Origin of the sequence: Aeromonas veronii bv. veronii (assembly GCF_000820225.1) — a bacterium.
In the GTDB taxonomy this organism is placed as follows: domain Bacteria; phylum Pseudomonadota; class Gammaproteobacteria; order Enterobacterales; family Aeromonadaceae; genus Aeromonas; species Aeromonas veronii.
In genome coordinates, this window is the sequence record NZ_CDDK01000048.1 from 1 (window position 1) to 19,744 (window position 19,744).

Consider the following 19,744-nt stretch of genomic DNA (forward strand, 5'->3'; position numbering starts at 1 on the left):
CTTGCCGCCCCCCCTACCTCACCCGCCATCACGCTCTTCTCCCGCCTGGGCCCCCTGCCCGCGATACCGACCTGATCTTGCTTCGCACGCGACATACCCCTTTCAGGTGATGACGAGGAGCAGCTCTCTGCGCTTTCCAGGCCTTTCTCGCCCGCCATAACCAACAAAAAAGTGCGCTTCTTAACAAAATTTAATTACCGGTTAACCGATTAATAATTAACCCGTAAAAATGACATGTAAATCAGTGCGAAAGTGTCATAATGCGTAACATTATTGTTAAGTCGCTTGATTAATTTGGTTAGGAAAAACCTCTATGTTTGCTGATATTTCTGCTCAACATTGGGCTTTTGCCATTTATGTCATCGGTGCCATCACCATCTGTCTGGTGATGATAGGCCTCGCCGCCCTGCTGGGAGGTCGCGCCTACGGCCGCACCAAGAACAAGCCATTTGAATCTGGTGTCGACTCGGTCGGCAGTGCCCGCCTGCGTTTTTCCGCCAAGTTCTATCTGGTCGCCATGTTCTTCGTCATCTTCGACGTCGAGGCGCTCTACCTGTTTGCCTGGTCTGTCTCCGTGCGGGAGAGTGGCTGGGTCGGCTTTATTGAAGCCACCATTTTCATCGGACTGCTGCTTATCGGCCTGATCTACCTCTGGCGCATCGGCGCACTGGACTGGTCACCGCGCAAACCGCAGTTGAACAACAAAAACAGTGATTGAACCACAGACCCTTTCCTTGAGGTTGCACCATGAAGTACACCCTGACCCGGATTGACCCGGATGCACCCGTTGAGCGCTACCCCCAGGAGCAGCGCCAGACCGTCGATGACCCACTGGCGCAAGAAGCGACGCGCGGCATCATGATGGGCCGTCTCGAGGAGGTGCTGCAAGACACAGTCAACTGGGGCCGCAAAAACTCCCTCTGGCCTTACAACTTCGGCATCTCCTGCTGCTACGTGGAGATGTGTACCGCCTTCACCTCCCCCCACGATGTGGCCCGCTTCGGCGCCGAAGTTATCCGCGCTTCGCCCCGTCAGGCCGATTTCATGGTGATTGCAGGGACCCCCTTCATCAAGATGGCACCGGTGATTCAACGCCTGTATGAACAGCTGCTCGAACCCAAGTGGGTGATCTCCATGGGCGCCTGTGCCAACTCAGGCGGCATGTATGACATCTATTCAGTGGTGCAGGGGGTAGACAAGTTCCTGCCGGTCGACGTCTACATTCCGGGTTGCCCGCCCCGTCCCGAAGCCTTTTTGCAAGCCCTGATGCTGCTGCAGGACTCCATCGGCAAAGAGCGCCGCCCCCTCTCCTGGGTAGTGGGCGATCAGGGGATCTACCGTCCCCAGATGCAGGCCGAAAAAGAGCGCAAGCGCGGCGAACGGATCAATGTGACCAACCTGCGTACGCCGGATGAGATCTGACCATGAAACTGACTCGTGATTTTCCCAGCAATTACGCCATGGCCCAGTGGCAGCCCAGCGACCACAAGGATGCCAAAGTGATTGGCGAACTGTTTGCCCACTTCGGGGCCGAGCACTTCACCGTGCAGACCACGCGCACCGGCGTGCCGGTGGTCTGGCTCCCCCGCGAACTGCTGCAGGATGTGATGGGCTTTTTGCGCAAGGTGCCCTCCCCGTTCGTGATGCTCTTCGATCTGAGTGCGACTGACGAGCGGCTGCGCAGCCATCGCGACGGTCTGCCCCAGAGCGATTTCACCGTCTTCTATCACCTCATCTCCATCGAACGTAACGCCGATGTGATGTTGAAAGTTGGGCTGGCCGAGAGTGACCTGCATCTGCCCACCATCACCAACCACTTCCCCAATGCCAACTGGTACGAGCGGGAAGTGTGGGATCTGATGGGCATCACCTTCGACGGTCACCCCCATCTGACCCGCATCATGATGCCCAAGAGCTGGCAGGGTCACCCGCTGCGCAAGGATTACCCGGCGCGCGCTACCGAATTTGATCCCTTCATGCTCGATGCCGCCAAACAGGACATGGAGCAGGAGAACCTGCTGTTCAAACCGGAAGAGTGGGGCCTGGCCCGCGGCAACGAGAATGAGGACTACATGTTCCTCAACCTCGGCCCCAACCACCCCTCTGCCCACGGTGCCTTCCGGTTGGTGTTGCAGCTCGATGGCGAGGAGATCCGCAACTGCGTGCCCGACATCGGCTACCACCATCGCGGTGCCGAGAAGATGGGCGAGCGCCAGTCCTGGCACAGCTACATCCCCTATACCGACCGGGTCGAGTATCTGGGCGGGGTGATGAACAACCTCCCCTATGTGCTGGCGGTCGAGAAGCTGGCCGGCATCAAGGTGCCGCAGCGGGTCGACATGATCCGGGTGATGATGGCGGAGCTGTTCCGCATCCAGAGCCACCTCTTGTTCCTCGGGACCTATATCCAGGACGTGGGGGCCATGACCCCAGTCTTCTTCACCTTCACCGACCGGCAGAAGATCTACACCATCATCGAAGCGATCACCGGTGCCCGCATGCACCCGGCCTGGTTCCGTATCGGCGGTGTGGCCCACGACCTGCCGAAGGGATGGCAGCGGCTGGTGCAGGACAACCTGTTGAGCTGGTTGCCCAAACGTCTGATGGATTACGAAAAAGCGGCGATGCGCAACAGCATTCTGCGCGGTCGCACCATAGGCGTCTCTGCCTACACCACCGAGCAGGCGTTGTCCTGGGGCACCACGGGGGCCGGATTGCGCGCCACCGGCCTCAACTTCGACGTGCGCAAGTGGCGCCCCTACTCCGGTTACGATCAGTTCGACTTTGAAGTGCCAGTCGGCAGCAATGGCGATGCCTACGACAGAGCCACCGTGCGGATCGAGGAGATCCGCCAGAGCATGTCGATCATCGAGCAGTGCATGAAAAACATGCCGGAGGGCCCCTTCAAGGCGGATCACCCCCTCACCACACCGCCGCCCAAAGAGCGCACCCTGCAGCACATCGAGACCCTGATCAACCACTTCCTGCAAGTGTCGTGGGGCCCGGTGATGCCCGCTGCCGAGTCGTTCCAGATGATTGAGGCGACCAAGGGGGTCAACAGTTACTACCTGACCAGTGACGGCTCCACCATGAGCTACCGGACCCGGATCCGCACCCCAAGCTTTGCTCACCTGCAGCAGATCCCCTCGGTGATCAAGGGCAGCATGGTGTCGGACCTCATCGTCTATCTGGGCAGTATCGATTTTGTTATGTCGGATGTGGACCGTTAAGTGATCCGCCCTCCCGGCCATGGCCGGGAATCGGGATCGCCGGACGAGCAGTAAAAGGACAAGCCACCAAAGGTCAAGTCATGAGCCAGCAATGTCAGTGTCACAATAATCAGACCCCACAGGGGCAAGGGGCATGCAGCAGCAAACAGGACGACTTCGTTCTGAGCCAGGCTGAACGCGATGCCATCGAACACGAGAAACACCACTACGAAGATCCCCGCGCCGCCAGCATCGAAGCGCTCAAGATCGTGCAGCAGGCCAGAGGCTGGGTCCCCGACGGTGCCATTCACGCCATCGCGGCCGAGCTCGGCATTCCCGCCAGCGACGTGGAGGGGGTCGCCACCTTCTATAGCCAGATCTTCCGCCAGCCGGTGGGGCGTCACATCATCCGCGTCTGCGACAGCATGGTCTGCTACATCAATGGCCATGAAGAGCTGATGGCCGGTCTCAAGGAGGTGATGAACCTCGGCCCCGGTCAAACCACCCCGGATGGCCGCTTCACCCTGCTGCCGGTCTGCTGCCTTGGCAACTGCGACAAAGGGCCAGCCATCATGATCGATGACGACACCTATGGCGGCCTCGATCCGGTGACATTGCTGAAAACGCTGGAGGCTTACCCATGAGCCTGCCGCAGAACAAGATCCTCGCCTCTCTTGGCACCGCCAACCGCACGGCCCGCACCGCCGAGACCCACCCGCTCACCTGGCGGCTGCGGGACGACGGCCAGCCGGTGTGGCTGGAGGAGTATCAGGCCAAACAGGGCTATGAAGCCGCCCGCAAGGCGCTCGGCCAGATGAGCCCGGACGAGATTGTCAGCACCGTCAAGGATGCCGGCCTCAAGGGGCGCGGCGGTGCGGGCTTCCCCACTGGCGTGAAGTGGGGGCTGATGCCCAAAGACGAGAGCATGAACATCCGTTACCTGCTCTGCAACGCCGACGAGATGGAGCCCAACACCTGGAAAGATCGCCTGCTGATGGAGCAACTGCCCCATCTGCTGATCGAGGGGATGATCATCAGTGCCCGGGCGCTCAAGGCCTATCGCGGCTATATCTTCCTTCGCGGCGAGTATGTGGATGCTGCCATCCACCTGCGCCGTGCGGTGGAAGAGGCCAAGGCCGCCGGTCTGCTGGGCAAGAACATTCTGGGCTCCGGTTTTGATTTCGAGCTGTTCGTCCACACCGGCGCCGGCCGCTACATCTGTGGTGAAGAGACGGCGTTGATCAATTCGCTGGAAGGGCGCCGCGCCAACCCGCGCGCCAAACCCCCCTTCCCCGCCGTCTCCGGCGTCTGGGGCAAACCCACCTGCGTCAACAACGTCGAAACCCTCTGCAACGTCCCCGCCATTATCGGCAACGGAGTCGCCTGGTATCACGGGCTGGCGCTGCCGGGCTCGGAAGATCACGGCACCAAGCTGATGGGCTTCTCCGGCAAGGTGAACAACCCCGGGGTCTGGGAGCTGCCGTTTGGCATCACCGCCCGCGAGCTGTTTGAAAATTACGCCGGCGGGATGAAGAGCGGCTATCGCCTGAAAGCCTGGCAACCGGGCGGCGCGGGCACCGGCTTCCTGCTGCCAGAGCACCTCGATGCCCAGATGTATACCGCCGGTATCGGCAAGGTCGGCACCCGGATGGGGACCGGCCTCGCCATGGCGGTGGATGACTCCATCAGCATGGTGAGTCTGCTGCGCAACATGGAGGAGTTCTTCGCCCGCGAGTCGTGTGGCTGGTGCACGCCCTGTCGCGATGGCCTGCCCTGGAGCGTCAAGCTGCTGCGGGCACTGGAACGTGGCGAGGGGCAATCCGGCGATCTGGCGACTCTGGAACAACTCTGCGGTTTCCTTGGCCCGGGCAAGACATTCTGCGCCCACGCACCGGGCGCCGTCGAGCCGCTGGCCAGCGCCATCAAATATTTCCGCTCCGAATTCGAGGCCGGGATCAAAGGCAGCGGTGATAACCGCAAGCCGGTCAAAGGGATCCAGCCCAATCTGCTGGGCGAGCGCTGGTAACGACACCACAGATTTCACAAAACAGGTTTCAGGGAAGTTGTATGGCAACCATTTATGTAGACGGCAAAGAGTACGAGGTAGACGGGGCAGATAACCTGCTGCAAGCCTGTCTGTCGCTGGGTCTGGACGTCCCCTATTTCTGCTGGCATCCGGCGCTGGGTAGCGTTGGCGCCTGCCGCCAGTGTGCGGTCAAACAGTATCAGAATGCCGATGACAAACGCGGTCGTCTGGTCATGTCCTGCATGACCCCGGCCACCGATGGCAGCTACATCGCCATCGAGGATGAAGAGGCTAAAGAATTTCGCAAGAGCGTGGTGGAGTGGCTGATGACCAACCACCCTCACGACTGTCCGGTGTGTGAAGAGGGCGGCGCCTGCCACCTGCAGGACATGACGGTGATGACCGGCCACAACAGCCGTCGCTACCGTTTCACCAAACGCACCCACCAGAATCAGGAGCTGGGCCCCTTCATCGGTCACGAGATGAACCGCTGCATCGCCTGCTACCGCTGCGTCCGTTACTACAAGGATTATGCCGGTGGCGAGGATCTCGGGGTCTACGGTGCCCACGACAACGTCTATTTCGGGCGGGTCGAGGATGGCACCCTGGAGAGCGAATTTTCCGGCAACCTGGTGGAGGTCTGCCCCACCGGCGTCTTCACCGACAAGACCCACTCCGAGCGCTACAACCGCAAGTGGGACATGCAGTTTGCCCCCAGCATCTGCCAGCAATGTTCCGTGGGCTGCAACATCAGCCCGGGTGAGCGTTATGGCGAGCTGCGCCGTATCGAAAACCGCTTCCACGGCAGCGTCAACCACTCCTTCCTCTGTGACCGTGGCCGCTTTGGCTATGGCTACGTCAATCTGGCCGACCGCCCGCGCCAACCGCTGCTCAAAGATGGCAACAACCAGCTGACCATCACAGTCGATGGCGCCCTCAACCGCGCCGCAGATGCCCTGCGCAGTGCCCGCGGCCTCATCGGCATCGGCTCGCCCCGCGCCTCGCTGGAGAGCAACTTTGCCCTGCGCGCGCTGGTGGGGGAAGCCAACTTCTACGCAGGCGTCGAGCAGGCCGAATGGGCCTGTCAGCTGAAGATGCTGCAGATCCTGCAACAGGGCGGCGTGCCGACCCCGAGCCTGCGGGACATGGAAGAGGCTGACGCAGTGCTGGTACTGGGTGAAGATGTCACCATGAGCGCCGCTCGTATCGCGTTGGCGCTGCGCCAAGCCGTCAAGGGCAAGGCTCGCGAGCTGGCCCGCAAGATGAAGGTCGATCTGTGGCAAGTCGCCGCCGTTCAGACCCTGGGTCAAAACGAGCGCTACCCGCTGCTCATCACCAGCCTCGACACCACCCGTCTGGACGATGTGGCAGCCGACAAGCTGCACGCCCCCTATGCCGATCAGGCGCGCATTGGCTTTGCCATCGCCAACCTGCTCGACCCGGCCGCACCGGCCGTGAGCGACCTCTGCCCCGAACAGCAGGCACAAGCGGCTCGCTGGACCGAGCTGCTCGGCAACGCCAAAAAGCCGCTCATCATTGCAGGCTCCAGTGCCCGCGATGTGGCGCTGCTTGAGGCGGCCAGCAACATTGCCCGCGCCCTGAAAGGCCGTGGACAGGAAGCCAACATCGCGCTGGTTGGCCAAGAGGCCAACTCGCTGGGGCTGGCCATGCTGGGCGCTCAAACCTTGTCAGACAAGCCGCTCGAAGCCGCCCTTGCGCGTATCGAGGCCGAAGAGGGGTTGGCGCTGGTCACCTTGGAGAACGATCTCTACCGCCGCGCACCGCGCAACCGGGTGGATGCTGCGCTGGCACGGCTGCAGCACCTGCTGGTCATCGACCATCAGGCGACCCCGACCGCCAACAAGGCAGATCTGGTGCTGCCAGCGGCCAGTTTTGCCGAGGCCGATGGCACGCTGGTGAACATGGAAGGGCGCGCCCAGCGCTTCTTCCAGGTCTATGCGCCCGCCTTCTACAACGCCGATATTCAGGTGCGTGAAGGGTGGCGCTGGCTAGCGGCGCTGCAAGGGGCGATCGAACGCAAGCCGCTGCGCTGGCAGAACTTCGACCAGGTCAACCATGACTGTGCCACCAGCAATCCGCTGCTGGCTACCATGCTGGAAGCGGCGCCCAACGCAGGCTTGCGGATCCGTGGCATGCGACTGGCCCGTGAGCCGCATCGTTACAGCGGTCGCACCTCCATGCTGGCGGATCAGAACGTCAGCGAGCCGCGGGTAGCGCAAGATCCCGACTCCCCCTTCAACTTCTCCATGGAAGGGTATGCCGGAGCCCGTCAGCCGCTGCCGCAAGTACCGTTCGCCTGGGCGCCGGGCTGGAACTCTCCCTCCGCCTGGAACAAGTTCCAGGATGAAGTGGGTGGCAAACTGCGTGCTGGCGATCCGGGTCGCCGTCTGCTGGAAGCAACAGACCCGCAGGCAGAAGGCAAGGAGCTGCTCGGCTGGTTCACCACCATCCCCGCCCCCTTCAAGGCCGCAGAGGCGCTGCAAGTGGTCAATTATGCCCAGCTGTTTGGCGGCGAGGAGCTCTCCGCTCGCAGCCCGGTCATTCAGGCCCGGATGACCGAACCCGAGCTGGTGCTCAATCCCCTTGATGCGCAGCGTCTGGCCCTCCACGGGGGCAGTCAGGTCTCCTTCTCCTGGGGCGGTAGCCACTGGCAACTGCGTCTGCGGCTGAGCGAGCAGCTGAGCGCCGGTCTGGTGGGGCTCCCCCTTGGGGTGAACGGCCTGCCGACGGCCCTGCAACAAGCCTCAATCACTAACCTGCAGGAGGTGATCGCATGAGCGAGTCGCTGATCGATCTGTTGCTGGAGGTGGGCAAGGCACTGATCGTGCTGGTGGGGATCGTGGGGGCTGGCGCCTTCATGAGCTTCATCGAGCGCCGTCTGCTGGCCCTGTGGCAGGATCGCTACGGCCCCAACCGGGTGGGGCCGTTTGGTCTGCTCCAGCTGGCCGCCGACATGATCAAGATGTTCTTCAAGGAGGACTGGATCCCGCCGTTCGCTGATCGGCGGATCTTTATCCTGGCCCCCATCATCGCCTTCACCGCCTTTATTCTGGCGTTTGCGGTGGTGCCCATCACCCCCACCTGGGGCGTGGCGGATCTCAATGTGGGGCTGCTCTACATCCTGGCCATCGCGGGGCTGGCGGTCTATGCGGTGCTGTTCGCCGGCTGGTCGAGCAACAACAAATACTCATTGCTCGGCAGCTTGCGCGCCTCGGCCCAGACCCTCTCCTACGAGGTGTTTCTCGGGCTATCCCTGATGGGAATTGTGATCCAGACCGGCAGTTTCAACCTGCGGGATATCGTCGAGGCACAGGCAGACTTGTGGAACGTGGTGCCCCAGATCCTGGGCTTTGTCACCTTCCTGTTTGCCGGTGTCGCCGTCACCCACCGTCACCCGTTTGACCAGCCGGAAGCCGAGCAGGAGCTCGCCGATGGCTATCACATCGAGTATGCGGGGATGAAGTGGGGTCTGTTCTTCGTGGGCGAATATATCGGCATCGTGCTGATCTCCTCGCTCATCGTGACCCTCTTCTTCGGTGGCTGGCACGGCCCCTGGCTGCCCCCCTTCATCTGGTTTGCCCTGAAGACCGCCTGTTTCATGGTGTTCTTCATCCTGCTGCGGGCCTCCCTGCCTCGCCCGCGCTTTGACCAGGTGATGTCGTTTGGCTGGAAAGTCTGCTTGCCGCTGACCCTGATCAATATGCTGGTCACCGCGGCAGTTGTACTGATAAGTACGCAGTGAGGCACTCAATATGAAAATTGTTAGCATTATTCAGGGTGTCGGCACCCAGTTACGCAGTCTGGCCATGGTCTTCTCCCATGCCTGGCGGCCCCGTGAAACCCTCAACTATCCGGAGCAGGCAGTCTATGCGGCCCCCCGCTACCGCGGTCGCATCGTGCTGACCCGCGACCCCGACGGGGACGAGCGCTGCGTGGCCTGCAACCTCTGCGCAGTTGCCTGCCCGGTCGGCTGCATCTCGCTGCAAAAATCCGAGCGGGAAGATGGTCGCTGGTATCCGGAGTTCTTTCGCATCAACTTCTCTCGCTGCATCTTCTGCGGCCTGTGTGAAGAGGCTTGCCCCACCACCGCCATACAGCTGACGCCGGATTTCGAGATGGGTGAGTATCGCCGCCAGGATCTGGTGTACGAGAAGGAAGATCTGCTGATCAGCGGGCCCGGCAAATACCCGGACTACAACTTCTATCGCATGAGCGGGATGGCCATCGACGGCAAGCCGAAAGGGGATGCCGAAAACGAAGCCAAGCCCATCGATGTCAAGAGCCTGCTGCCCTGAGGAGTCAATCATGGAACTGGCATTTTATGCCTCGGCCCTGGTGGCCATTTACAGCACGCTGCGGGTGATCAGCACCAGCAATCCCATGCATGCGCTGCTCAATCTCATCATCTCCCTCATCGCCGTGGCCATGATCTTCTTCTGCCTGGGTGCCGCCTTTGCGGGCGCCCTGCAGGTGATCGTCTACGCTGGCGCCATCATGGTGCTGTTCGTGTTCGTGGTGATGATGCTGAACCTGGGAAGTGCCCAGGCGCAGGAGAAAAAGTGGCTCACCCCCATGACCTGGGGGGGCCCTGCCCTGCTCTCGCTGATCCTGCTGGGCTTTCTGGCCCACGGCATTCTCGGGGTGACCGGGGGCCTGATAGGAGTGACCGAGGTGACCGCCAAGCAGGTGGGTGTCGAACTCTTTGGCCCCTATGTGCTGGCGGTGGAGCTTGCCTCCATCCTGCTGCTGGCGGGTCTGGTAACCGCCTATCACCTGGGTCGGGAAGAGAAGAGCGGTGAAGTGCTCTCCGTCCCGCGCTCTGCTTCCCGCTCTGCACAAGAAGGAGGTCAGCAATGAATGGTATCCCTATGGAGCACGGCCTCCTGCTGGCCGCGGTGCTCTTCTGCATCGGCTTGTGCGGTCTGCTGATCCGCCGCAACCTGCTCTATATCCTGATGAGTATCGAAATCATGATGAATGCCTCAGCACTGGCGTTTGTGGTGGCGGGTAGCCGCTGGGCCCAGGCCGATGGCCAGATCATGTATATCCTGGTGATTTCTCTGGCGGCAGCGGAGGCCAGTATCGGCCTTGCCCTGTTACTGCTGCTCTATCGTCGTTACCACACCCTGAACGTGGACACTGTGAGCGAGATGCGCGGATGAGCCTCTTATATCTGACTTTTCTATTTCCGCTGCTGGGATGGCTGGTGCTGGCCTTCTCCCTCGGCCGGTTTGGCGAGCGTACCTCGGCGCTGATCGGGGTGGGCTCCATTGGCCTGTCGGCCCTCACTACCCTGTGGGTGGGCATCGACTTTCTGGGCAACCCGCCCGAGGGGGGCGTCTATATCCAGCATCTGTGGCAATGGATGGCAGTGGGCAACTTTACCCCGAGCTTCTCGCTGGCACTGGATGGCCTGTCGCTGACCATGCTGGGGGTGGTGACCGGGGTGGGTTTCTTTATCCACCTGTTCGCCTCCTGGTATATGCGCGGGGAAGAGGGTTACTCCCGCTTCTTCACCTACACCAACCTCTTTATCGCCAGCATGCTGTTTCTGGTACTGGCCGATGACCTGCTGTTTGTCTACCTCGGCTGGGAAGGGGTGGGGCTGTGCAGCTATCTGCTGATCGGCTTCTACTACAAGGATCGCAAGAACGGAGCGGCCGCCCTCAAGGCATTTGTCGTGACCCGGGTGGGTGATGTCTTCCTCGCCATCGGCCTGTTTATCCTCTATCGGGAACTGGGCACCCTCAATATCCACGAGCTGCTGGTTCGTGCCCCGACCCTGTTTGCCGAGGGCTCCCCTGCCCTGTCGCTGGCCTGCCTGATGCTCCTGGGTGGCGCGGTCGGTAAATCGGCACAGTTGCCGCTGCAAACCTGGCTGGCAGATGCGATGGCAGGCCCGACCCCGGTCTCCGCGTTGATCCACGCCGCCACCATGGTGACCGCTGGTGTCTACCTGATTGCCCGTACCCACGGCCTGTTCCTGCTGGCGCCAGAGATCCTCCATCTAGTCGGGCTGGTTGGCGCCATCACGCTAGTGCTGGCAGGCTTTGCCGCGCTGGTTCAGACCGATATCAAGCGGATCCTCGCCTACTCCACCATGAGCCAGATTGGCTACATGTTTCTGGCACTGGGTGTCGGCGCATGGGAAGGGGCCATCTTCCACCTGATGACCCACGCCTTCTTCAAGGCGCTGCTGTTCCTCTCCGCCGGTGCCGTGATCAACGCCTGCCACCATGAGCAGAACATCTTCAAGATGGGTGGCCTGCGCAAGAGTTTGCCGCTGGTCTATGCCTGCTTCCTGGTGGGGGGCTCGGCGCTGGCGGCGTTGCCGCTGGTCACTTCCGGTTTCTACAGTAAGGACGCCATCCTGTGGCAAGTAGAAGCCTCTGGCCAAAGCGCGCTGCTGTGGGCCGGTCTGGTAGGGGCATTCCTCACCTCGCTCTACACCTTCCGGCTGATCTTTATCGCCTTCCATGGCCAAGAGCAGACCAAAGCCCATGCGGGCCACGGTCTGGCTCACCATCTGCCGCTGCTGGTGCTGCTGGTGCTTTCTACCGGCATCGGCGCGTTGATCGCCCCGCCACTGGCAGGTGTACTACCCGCAGGCCCGGGGGACCATATCGAAGAGGGTCGCCATGCACTGGAGGTAGCCTCTGGCATCATCGCCATCGCTGGCATTGTGCTGGCTGCGTTTTTGTTCCTTGGTGAGCGCCGTCTGGCCACCTCCATTGCCAACAGCGCGCCGGGCCGCCTGCTCAGCACCCTCTGGTTCAACGCCTGGGGCTTTGACTGGCTCTATGACCAGCTGTGGGTCAAACCCTATCTGCTGGCCACCCGTCTGGTCGGGCTGGATCCGCTGGACTGGATGATGGGCCTGCCCGCCTGGCTTGCCCTGCGTGGCAACCAGCTGCTGGCCTGGACCGTGACCGGCAAGTTGCGCTGGTATGCCGCCTCCATGGGGATCGGCGCCGTGCTGGTGCTGGCGCTGTTGCTGCTGGGGTAACGCGATGAACAACCGGACAATCATACAGCCAGGCTGTTTGCTCTCCCTGATGGAACAGGGAGCGCAATCTCATATGAACTTGAACGAGAGCTGATACCGTGACCTTACTCTGGATCTTGCTAATTCCTTTTATCGGCGGCTTGCTCTGCTGGCAGATGGAGCGTCTCGGCGGGCAGTTTGTCCGCTGGGTTGCCCTGCTCTCCATGAGCGCCAGCCTGCTGCTCTCCTGTGCCATCTGGCTAAGTGGTGATTTCTCCCTTGCCACGACCGGCCTCGACAGCGCGGGCGTCTCTGGTGCTGCCTCCGCTTGGGCCGCCGAGTGGCGCCTGCCGTGGATCCCCCGCTTCGGCATCTCTTTGCATCTGGCGGTGGATGGCCTGTCGCTCTTGATGGTGATCCTCACCTGCTTTATCGGGGTACTGGCCATTCTCTGTTCGTGGAAAGAGATCGTGCAGCGCATCGGCTTCTTCCACCTCAACCTGCTCTGGATCCTGGGCGGCGTGCTCGGGGTCTTTATGGCGCTGGACCTGTTCCTCTTCTTCTTCTTCTGGGAGATGATGCTGGTCCCCATGTACTTCCTGATTGCGCTCTGGGGCCACTCGGTCACTGACGGCAAATCACGGATCAACGCCGCGACCAAGTTCTTCATCTACACCCAGGTGAGCGGCCTTATCATGCTGGTGGCCATCATCGGGCTGGTGCTGACCCACCAGCATGCCACCGGTGTCTTCACCTTCAACTATCTGGATCTGCTCAATACCCCGATGAGCAAGGGCGTTCAGTGGCTGCTGATGCTGGGCTTCTTTATCGCCTTCGCGGTCAAGATGCCGCTGGTACCGCTGCACGGCTGGCTGCCGGATGCCCACAGTCAGGCACCGACCGCAGGCTCAGTGGATCTCGCCGGTATTTTGCTCAAAACCGCCGCCTACGGTCTGCTGCGCTTTGCCTTGCCGCTCTTCCCCGAAGCCTCAGCCGAATTTGCTCCCTACGCCATGGTGCTTGGCCTGATCGGGATCGTCTACGGTGCCCTCGTGGCCTTTGCCCAGACCGACATCAAACGGCTGGTAGCCTACACCAGCATCTCCCACATGGGCTTTGTGATGATCGCCATCTACTCGGGTAGCGAGCTGGCCCTGCAGGGCGCCGTGGTGCAGATGATCGCCCACGGTCTCTCCGCAGCCGGCCTCTTTATCCTCTGCGGTCAGCTCTACGAGCGGTTGCACACCCGGGATCTGCGCCAGATGGGCGGCCTGTGGGGACGCCTGCGCTATCTGCCCGGTGTGATGCTCTTCTTCTCGGTGGCGTCACTCGGCATGCCGGGCACCGGCAACTTTGTCGGCGAGTTCCTGATCCTGGTCGGCAGCTTCCAGGTTGCCCCTGTCATCACGGCAGTCGCCACCTTCGGTCTGGTGCTGGCCTCGGTCTACTCTCTCATCATGTTGCAGCGCGCCTGCTTTGGCCCCGCCAAGGATGAGAGCATGCTCAAGGGACTGGATCGCCGCGAGCTGACCATGATGATGGTGATCGCGGGCCTGCTGGTTCTGCTTGGCCTCTATCCCCAACCCGTGATTGACACCGCCAGCAGCAGCCTTATCAACGTGCTGCACTGGTATCTGCTGCCGACTGCTGGAGCCCTGCAATGACTTTCTCCGCTTCCCAACTGCTGGCACTGCTTCCCCTGCTGTTGACCACCGGGGCCATGGCAGCCCTGATGCTGGCCATCGCCTGGCGCCGCTGTGTCACCACCGCCTTTACCGTGACCATTGTTGGCCTCAACCTTGCTCTGTTCTCGCTGCCCATCGTGATGGCGCAAGGGGATCAGGGGGTCACCCCGCTGCTGCAAGTTGACAGTTACGCCGTCTTCTACATGGGACTGGTGCTCATCGGCGCCCTGGCCACCTGCACCTTCGGTCAATCGTGGCTGAAAGCCTACCCGGACAACCGGGAGGAGTTCTTCCTGCTGCTGCTGATCGCCACCGCTGGTGGTCTGGTGCTGGCCTGCTCTCGTCACCTCGCCTCTCTCTTTATCGGGATCGAGATGCTGACCCTGCCGATGTTCGGTCTGGTGGGTTACGCCTACCGCGAGCGCCACTCGCTAGAAGCGGCAGTGAAGTACATGGTGCTCTCTGCCGCCGCTACCGCCTTCCTGTTGTTTGGCATGGCGCTGCTCTATGCGCAGGCAGGCAGCCTGAGCTTTGCAGCCCTGGGGCAGACCCTGGCCGAGAGCCCGGCTCACCATCCGCTGCTGATGGGCGGTTTGGGGTTAATGCTGGTCGGCTTTGCCTTTAAACTCTCCCTGGCCCCCTTCCACCTCTGGACCCCGGATGTCTACGAAGGTGCCCCGGCACCGGTCGCCACCTTCCTCGCCACCGTCAGCAAGGTGGCGGTCTTTGCCGTGCTGCTGCGCTTCTATCTGGCGGTACCGGCGGCGAGCGATCCCATGATCCACTGGCTGCTGGCAGCCATGGCGGTCATCTCCATCCTGGTCGGCAACCTGCTGGCCCTGGTGCAGACCAACGTCAAACGGATGCTGGGTTACTCCTCCATCTCCCACTTCGGTTACCTGCTGGCGGTGATCGTGGCGAGCCGATTCGGCCAGATGCCGGTGGAAGCAGCCGGGGTCTACCTGCTGATGTATCTGTTCACCAGCCTGGGAGCCTTTGGGGTGGTGAGCATGATGTCGAGCCCCTATCGCGGCAAGGATGCCGACTCCCTGCACAGCTATCGCGGTCTGTTCTGGAAGCGCCCCTATCTGACTGCCGTACTGACGGTGATGATGTTGTCACTCGCGGGCATCCCGATGACCCTCGGCTTTATCGGCAAGTTCTACCTCATCGGCGTCACCGTCGAGGCGCAGCTCTGGTGGCTCTCCGGTGCCATCGTGCTCGGCAGCGCACTAGGTCTCTACTACTACCTCAAGGTGATGGTGACCCTCTATCTGCGCGAACCGGGTATGCAGCAGCGGGATGCCAGCGCCGACTGGGCACTCTCCTCCGGTGGAGTGGTAGTGCTGCTCTCTGCAGCGCTGGTGGTGTTGCTGGGGCTCTATCCCCAGCCAGTCATCAGCCTGGTACAAGGGTTCCAGCACGTGGTATTGCAGTAACCTTTACCGTCACTACCCCTCATTACCCGCAAAACCGGCAGCCTTGGCTGCCGGTTTTCTATTTGCGGACCGACAGCATCGCGCACTCCGCGAGCCAGCAAATGACAGATCAATCAGCTAGGGTGATGCCCATCATGGTTTTTGCCATACAACCAGAACCGGGCGAGATCCTCATACCCTCTTGAATTCCTTATTGATATATTGGTTATATTCTGGAATGGAGTTCAGATTGATGAAGCAACACTACGTTTGCCAATTTAACCCGACAGAACTGGCCGCCACGCTGGCACCCTTGCAAGGAGGCAAGCTGACCATACTGCTGGCCGAACAGGATTGCGCGCAGGTTCCCCTGTTGCAGCAGTTGTGCCGCGACTTCAACATCGCCCTGGATGGCGCCATTTTCCCCCAGCTGATCGGTGCGCAAGGATTGTTGCTGCAAGGGGCCTGGCTACTGCCCAGAGCCAACCCCTATCACGCCACACTGCTGCCACTGACACCGCAAGCCAGCGCAGCATCCCTTGCCCAACTGATTGCGGAACAGGTGGAGAACATGCTGGCCACCTGGCCAACCCCTTCGCCGCCACCAACCCTGTTTCTGACCTTCGACAACCTCATTCCCAATATCGCCTCCATTCTGGATGCGCTTTATCTGCAACTGGCCAATCGCGTCAACTATGCCGGCGCCAACGCAGGCAGCGGCAGCTTCACCCCCCTTGCCTGCCTGTTCGACAATCAACGGCAACTTGCCTACGGGGTCACCTGCACGCTGCTGCCCAGCAACAGCTTTCCCTTTCTGGAACATGGTTATCAACTCTCGGCCCAACCAATGCTGGCCACCAGCAGTGCAGCGAACAAGATTGCATACATCGATTGGCAACCGGCCTTTCAAAAATATCAGGGGCTGATCAGCCAGCAATTCCAGCACACTATGGTGCGCGAGGAGCTCTACCGTTTCGTGGTGCACATGCCACTGGGCCTGTTGCGGGCCAACGGGGATGTGATTGTCAGGATCCCCGTCGAGGCAAACGATGACGGCGCCCTGCTCTGCGCCGGCGAGGTCGCAGAGCACAGCATCCTCACTCTGCTGAAGGCGCCGGAGAGTGCCACCGAACATGCCTGCTCACTGGCCAGGCGCCTCAACCAGCAACAAACCCTCACCCGGGCACACTTGTTGGCGGTCTACTACTGCGCGGGACGCCAACTGCACTTCGACCAGCAGACGGTGACCGAGCTGCGCACCCTGCTGACCCACTCGGGGGCCGGCGATCTGGCAGGAGCCCTCTCCCTTGGCGAAATTGGCAGCGTGCGACATGGGGATTACCCCCAATTTCATAACGGCGCCATTCTCTGTAACGGGGCAGTGATATGAACAACGACCACGCCATGGCCATCGTCTGCGATCTGGCGCTCTGCATCGGGCGTGAAGTCACGCTGGATGCGCTGCTCACAAAGGTACTGCAACGTTTTATGCATCACTGCGCCACGCCGGTTGGCGCGGTATTGCAGCAACAACGGGAGGGATACAAACTGCTCAAGGTGATCGGCGACGAGCAGCTGCGCCAGCACACCGGTACCACCCTGCCCCTGCCTGGGTGGGTCAGCGAGGAGGAACACTGCCTGCTGCAACAGACGCTCCCCCTGCCGGGCAGCCGCCCCTACCAGTTTGCCTATCGGCTCAAGGTTGAAGGGGGGTATCTCATCTTGCTGCTCGCCCCCCAGCCACATCAGCAGATCGTACCCGTCTGCCATCTGTTCAGCCCGGTGCTCGGCAACCTGGCCCGCGCCATTTCCCTCTGCAAAGACAGCGAGCTGCTCGCCCTGCGTCAGCAGGCCGAACTGAAGGATCTGAAACACTTCAACGAATCCCTGCTCAAGGCCATCCCGATCCCGGTGTTCTACAAAGATATCGAAGGGCGATTTCTGGGCTGCAACCAGGCCTTCAATCAGGTGATCGGCCTCGGCAAGGAGGCGCTGCTGGGTCGACGGGTCGAGGAGCTGCTGCCAGTCGGGCTTGCCGAGGCCTACAGCATGCGGGAAGCCGAATTGCTGCGAAGTCGCCAGCCCCAGTGCATCGAACAGCAGTTGCATGACCGCAATGGCATGCGCTATCAGGTCATCTGTTTCAAGGATCTCTTCTATGACCATCAGGGGATGGTTGCCGGCATCATCGGCACCCTGGTCGACATCACCCGCCTCAAGGAGAGCGAGCGCCACCAGCGTGACCTGCTGTTCCAGACCATCAGTGCCCTCGCCAGCGCCATCAGCCACAAGGATCGCAACAGTGCGGGCCATGAGCTGAGGGTGCGCGATTTGGCACTGGCCATCGGGCAGGCCATGCAACTGCGGCAAGAGCGGCTGGATGCGCTGGGACTGGCGGCCATGGTGCACAATATCGGCCTGCTGCAGATCCCCACCGAGATCATCACCCGCCCACGTGAATTACGGCCGGTGGAGTTCGAACTGATCAAGCAGCACCCCCAGGCCGGCCACGATATTCTCAAACAGATCGACTTCCCCTGGCCCATCGCCACCATAGTGCTGCAGCACCACGAAAACCTCGATGGCAGCGGCTATCCGCAGGGGCTGGCGGGCAACACCATTTCCCTGGAGGCGCGCATTATCCGGGTGGCCGACTCGCTGATCGCCATGACCTCCCATCGCCCGTTCCGCCGGGCCATGCCCCTGAGTGACGCCTTTGCCGAACTGACCCGCTATGCCGGGATCCATTACGATGAAAAAGTGGTCAACAGCTGTATCGTGCTCTGGCAGACCGGCTACCACTTCGGCCCTCCCATCAGTCAACTTGCAGACAAGGCGGGATAAGATGTCCGAACTCCTCACCTCCTGTGCACTCCCCCACCCACTGACCGATGCGCTCCCCTCCTCGGCGCTGTTGCTGACCCAGGTGATGGATCAGCTTCCCTATCGGGTGCTGCTCAAAGACACCCGATTCAGCTACATCGCGGGCAACCGCCTGCTGGCGGCGGATCTCGCCCTCTCACCAGAGGCACTGGTGGGCAAGAATGACTGCGACTTCTTTCCCCCCGAACTGGTACAACGCTATCGGGAGGATGACGCCCGAGTCATGCGCGAGGGGATACACCAGCACATCGAAGAGCCCTATCTGAAGGGGGGAGAAGCCCGCTGGCTCAGCACCACCAAGTTTCCCCTGCGTGATGAGGCGGGGGTCATCGTGGGGGTCGGCGTCTTCTTCGAAGACATTACCGAGCTGAAGTGGCAGCAGGAGAAACTGCAACAGTACAGCTGGACCCAGCAGGCGATCAGCCGCGCCCACCACGCCCTACTCAAACCGGGCGATGAGCCGCAACTGCTGCAGGATATCTGCGATGCCATCGCCGTCGATGACCGTTTTCCGCTGGTAGCAGTGCTGCAAGGCCAGCCCGAACTCGCCCAACCGCCGAGGATCGTGGCGCAGGCAGGCAGTGCCGATGCCTCGGAACAAACGCTATGGTTGAACGATGAGGCCCTCACCCAGGCCATCCTCCACCAGCGGCGCCTCAATCAGGTGATCTTCCACGAGCGGCCCCATACCGGCCGCCACCCGTTGCGTTCCCGCCTGCTGATCCCCTTGCCACTGCAAGAGGATCTGGCCGGTGCGCTGATCATTCACAGCGACCAGCCACGGTTGTTCAGCCAGGAGGAGGAGCAACTCTTCATCCAGCTGACCGACTACCTCACCTATGGCCTGCAGGCGCGCCATACCCAGCAAGCTTATCTGCGCTCGCAACAGGAGAAGATCTTCCATGCCCGCCAGCTGGAGCTGGCACTGGAAGATGCGCTGGGTGCCATCGCCGCCGTGCTGGAGCAGCGCGATCCCTATACCGCTGGCCATCAGAAACATGTGGCCAAGCTGGCCCAAGCCATCGGCCGGGAGCTCAGGCTGGAAGAGAAGCGGCTGCGGGGGATCTATCTGGGCGCCATGGTGCACGATATCGGCAAGATCCAGGTACCGGCCGAAATTCTCACCAAACCGGAGCGCCTCACGCCGCTGGAGTTCGAGCTGGTCAAGGAACACCCCGCCATCGGCTATCTGGTGCTCAAGGATATCGACTTCCCCTGGCCCATCGCCCGGATGATCCACCAGCACCACGAGTATCTCGATGGCTCCGGCTATCCGCAGGGGCTCAAGGGGGATGAGATCCTGCTGGAGGCCCGCATCCTCACCGTCGCCGATATCGTCGAATCCATGTCCTCGGATCGCCCCTATCGCGCCGCCCTCGGCATTCCCCAGGCCCGTGAGCAGATCATCCAGATGCGCGGCCATCAGCTCGATGCGGATGTGGTGGATGCCTGCCTGCGGATCCTCGACCGGGGAGACTTTATCCCCCAACCGCTCGGCAAGCCGTAACGACACGGAT

Annotated in this window: 16 protein-coding genes; all 16 read left to right on the top strand. The window is 61.4% G+C overall.

Annotated features, from left to right (window positions below; translation table 11 throughout):
• Positions 1-313 precede the first annotated feature (313 nt).
• Positions 314-718, top strand: coding sequence for an NADH-quinone oxidoreductase subunit A (locus BN1139_RS19790; protein ID WP_005344919.1), 405 nt, complete (start codon positions 314-316; stop codon positions 716-718).
• A 29-nt stretch (positions 719-747) separates the two neighbouring features.
• On the top strand, positions 748-1,422 hold the full coding sequence (locus BN1139_RS19795; protein ID WP_005344917.1) for a NuoB/complex I 20 kDa subunit family protein: 675 nt from the start codon (positions 748-750) through the stop codon (positions 1,420-1,422).
• Positions 1,423-1,424: 2 nt separating this feature from the next.
• Positions 1,425-3,230 (top strand): NADH-quinone oxidoreductase subunit C/D, encoded by a 1,806-nt coding sequence (nuoC, locus tag BN1139_RS19800; protein WP_005351115.1) that lies wholly within the window; start codon positions 1,425-1,427, stop codon positions 3,228-3,230.
• Positions 3,231-3,310: 80 nt separating this feature from the next.
• Positions 3,311-3,853, top strand: coding sequence for an NADH-quinone oxidoreductase subunit NuoE (gene nuoE / locus BN1139_RS19805; protein WP_005344912.1), 543 nt, complete (start codon positions 3,311-3,313; stop codon positions 3,851-3,853).
• On the top strand, positions 3,850-5,235 hold the full coding sequence (gene nuoF, locus BN1139_RS19810) for an NADH-quinone oxidoreductase subunit NuoF (RefSeq protein ID WP_005351112.1): 1,386 nt from the start codon (positions 3,850-3,852) through the stop codon (positions 5,233-5,235). Before nuoE ends, nuoF begins: the two co-directional genes overlap by 4 nt.
• 41 nt (positions 5,236-5,276) lie before the next feature.
• Entirely contained in the window at positions 5,277-8,033 is a 2,757-nt protein-coding gene (gene nuoG / locus BN1139_RS19815; protein ID WP_013723831.1) for an NADH-quinone oxidoreductase subunit NuoG, read from the top strand.
• Positions 8,030-8,998: an NADH-quinone oxidoreductase subunit NuoH gene (gene nuoH, locus BN1139_RS19820; protein ID WP_005337244.1), complete on the top strand. Its 969-nt coding sequence runs from the start codon at positions 8,030-8,032 to the stop codon at positions 8,996-8,998. Before nuoG ends, nuoH begins: the two co-directional genes overlap by 4 nt.
• A 10-nt stretch (positions 8,999-9,008) precedes the next feature.
• Complete coding sequence (gene nuoI / locus BN1139_RS19825) at positions 9,009-9,551, top strand: NADH-quinone oxidoreductase subunit NuoI (RefSeq protein WP_005337245.1); 543 nt, start codon at positions 9,009-9,011, stop codon at positions 9,549-9,551.
• A 10-nt stretch (positions 9,552-9,561) separates the two neighbouring features.
• Complete coding sequence (gene nuoJ / locus BN1139_RS19830) at positions 9,562-10,113, top strand: NADH-quinone oxidoreductase subunit J (RefSeq protein WP_005337246.1); 552 nt, start codon at positions 9,562-9,564, stop codon at positions 10,111-10,113.
• A complete protein-coding gene (gene nuoK, locus BN1139_RS19835; RefSeq protein WP_005337247.1) occupies positions 10,110-10,418 on the top strand; it encodes an NADH-quinone oxidoreductase subunit NuoK in 309 nt (102 codons plus the stop codon). Before nuoJ ends, nuoK begins: the two co-directional genes overlap by 4 nt.
• Positions 10,415-12,262, top strand: coding sequence for an NADH-quinone oxidoreductase subunit L (nuoL, locus tag BN1139_RS19840; protein ID WP_013723832.1), 1,848 nt, complete (start codon positions 10,415-10,417; stop codon positions 12,260-12,262). Before nuoK ends, nuoL begins: the two co-directional genes overlap by 4 nt.
• Positions 12,263-12,360: 98 nt before the next feature.
• Positions 12,361-13,905, top strand: coding sequence for an NADH-quinone oxidoreductase subunit M (nuoM, locus tag BN1139_RS19845; protein WP_005351073.1), 1,545 nt, complete (start codon positions 12,361-12,363; stop codon positions 13,903-13,905).
• The gene (gene nuoN, locus BN1139_RS19850; RefSeq protein WP_005351071.1) at positions 13,902-15,365 is read left to right on the top strand and encodes an NADH-quinone oxidoreductase subunit NuoN; all 1,464 of its coding nucleotides are present in this window, start codon (positions 13,902-13,904) and stop codon (positions 15,363-15,365) included. Before nuoM ends, nuoN begins: the two co-directional genes overlap by 4 nt.
• A 232-nt stretch (positions 15,366-15,597) precedes the next feature.
• Complete coding sequence (locus BN1139_RS19855) at positions 15,598-16,734, top strand: FIST C-terminal domain-containing protein (RefSeq protein WP_013723833.1); 1,137 nt, start codon at positions 15,598-15,600, stop codon at positions 16,732-16,734.
• Positions 16,731-18,188: an HD-GYP domain-containing protein gene (locus BN1139_RS19860; RefSeq protein ID WP_005351068.1), complete on the top strand. Its 1,458-nt coding sequence runs from the start codon at positions 16,731-16,733 to the stop codon at positions 18,186-18,188. Before BN1139_RS19855 ends, BN1139_RS19860 begins: the two co-directional genes overlap by 4 nt.
• A gap of 1 nt (position 18,189) precedes the next feature.
• Positions 18,190-19,734, top strand: a complete 1,545-nt coding sequence (locus BN1139_RS19865) for an HD domain-containing phosphohydrolase (protein WP_005351067.1) — start codon at positions 18,190-18,192, stop codon at positions 19,732-19,734.
• The last annotated feature ends 10 nt before the right edge of the window (positions 19,735-19,744 follow it).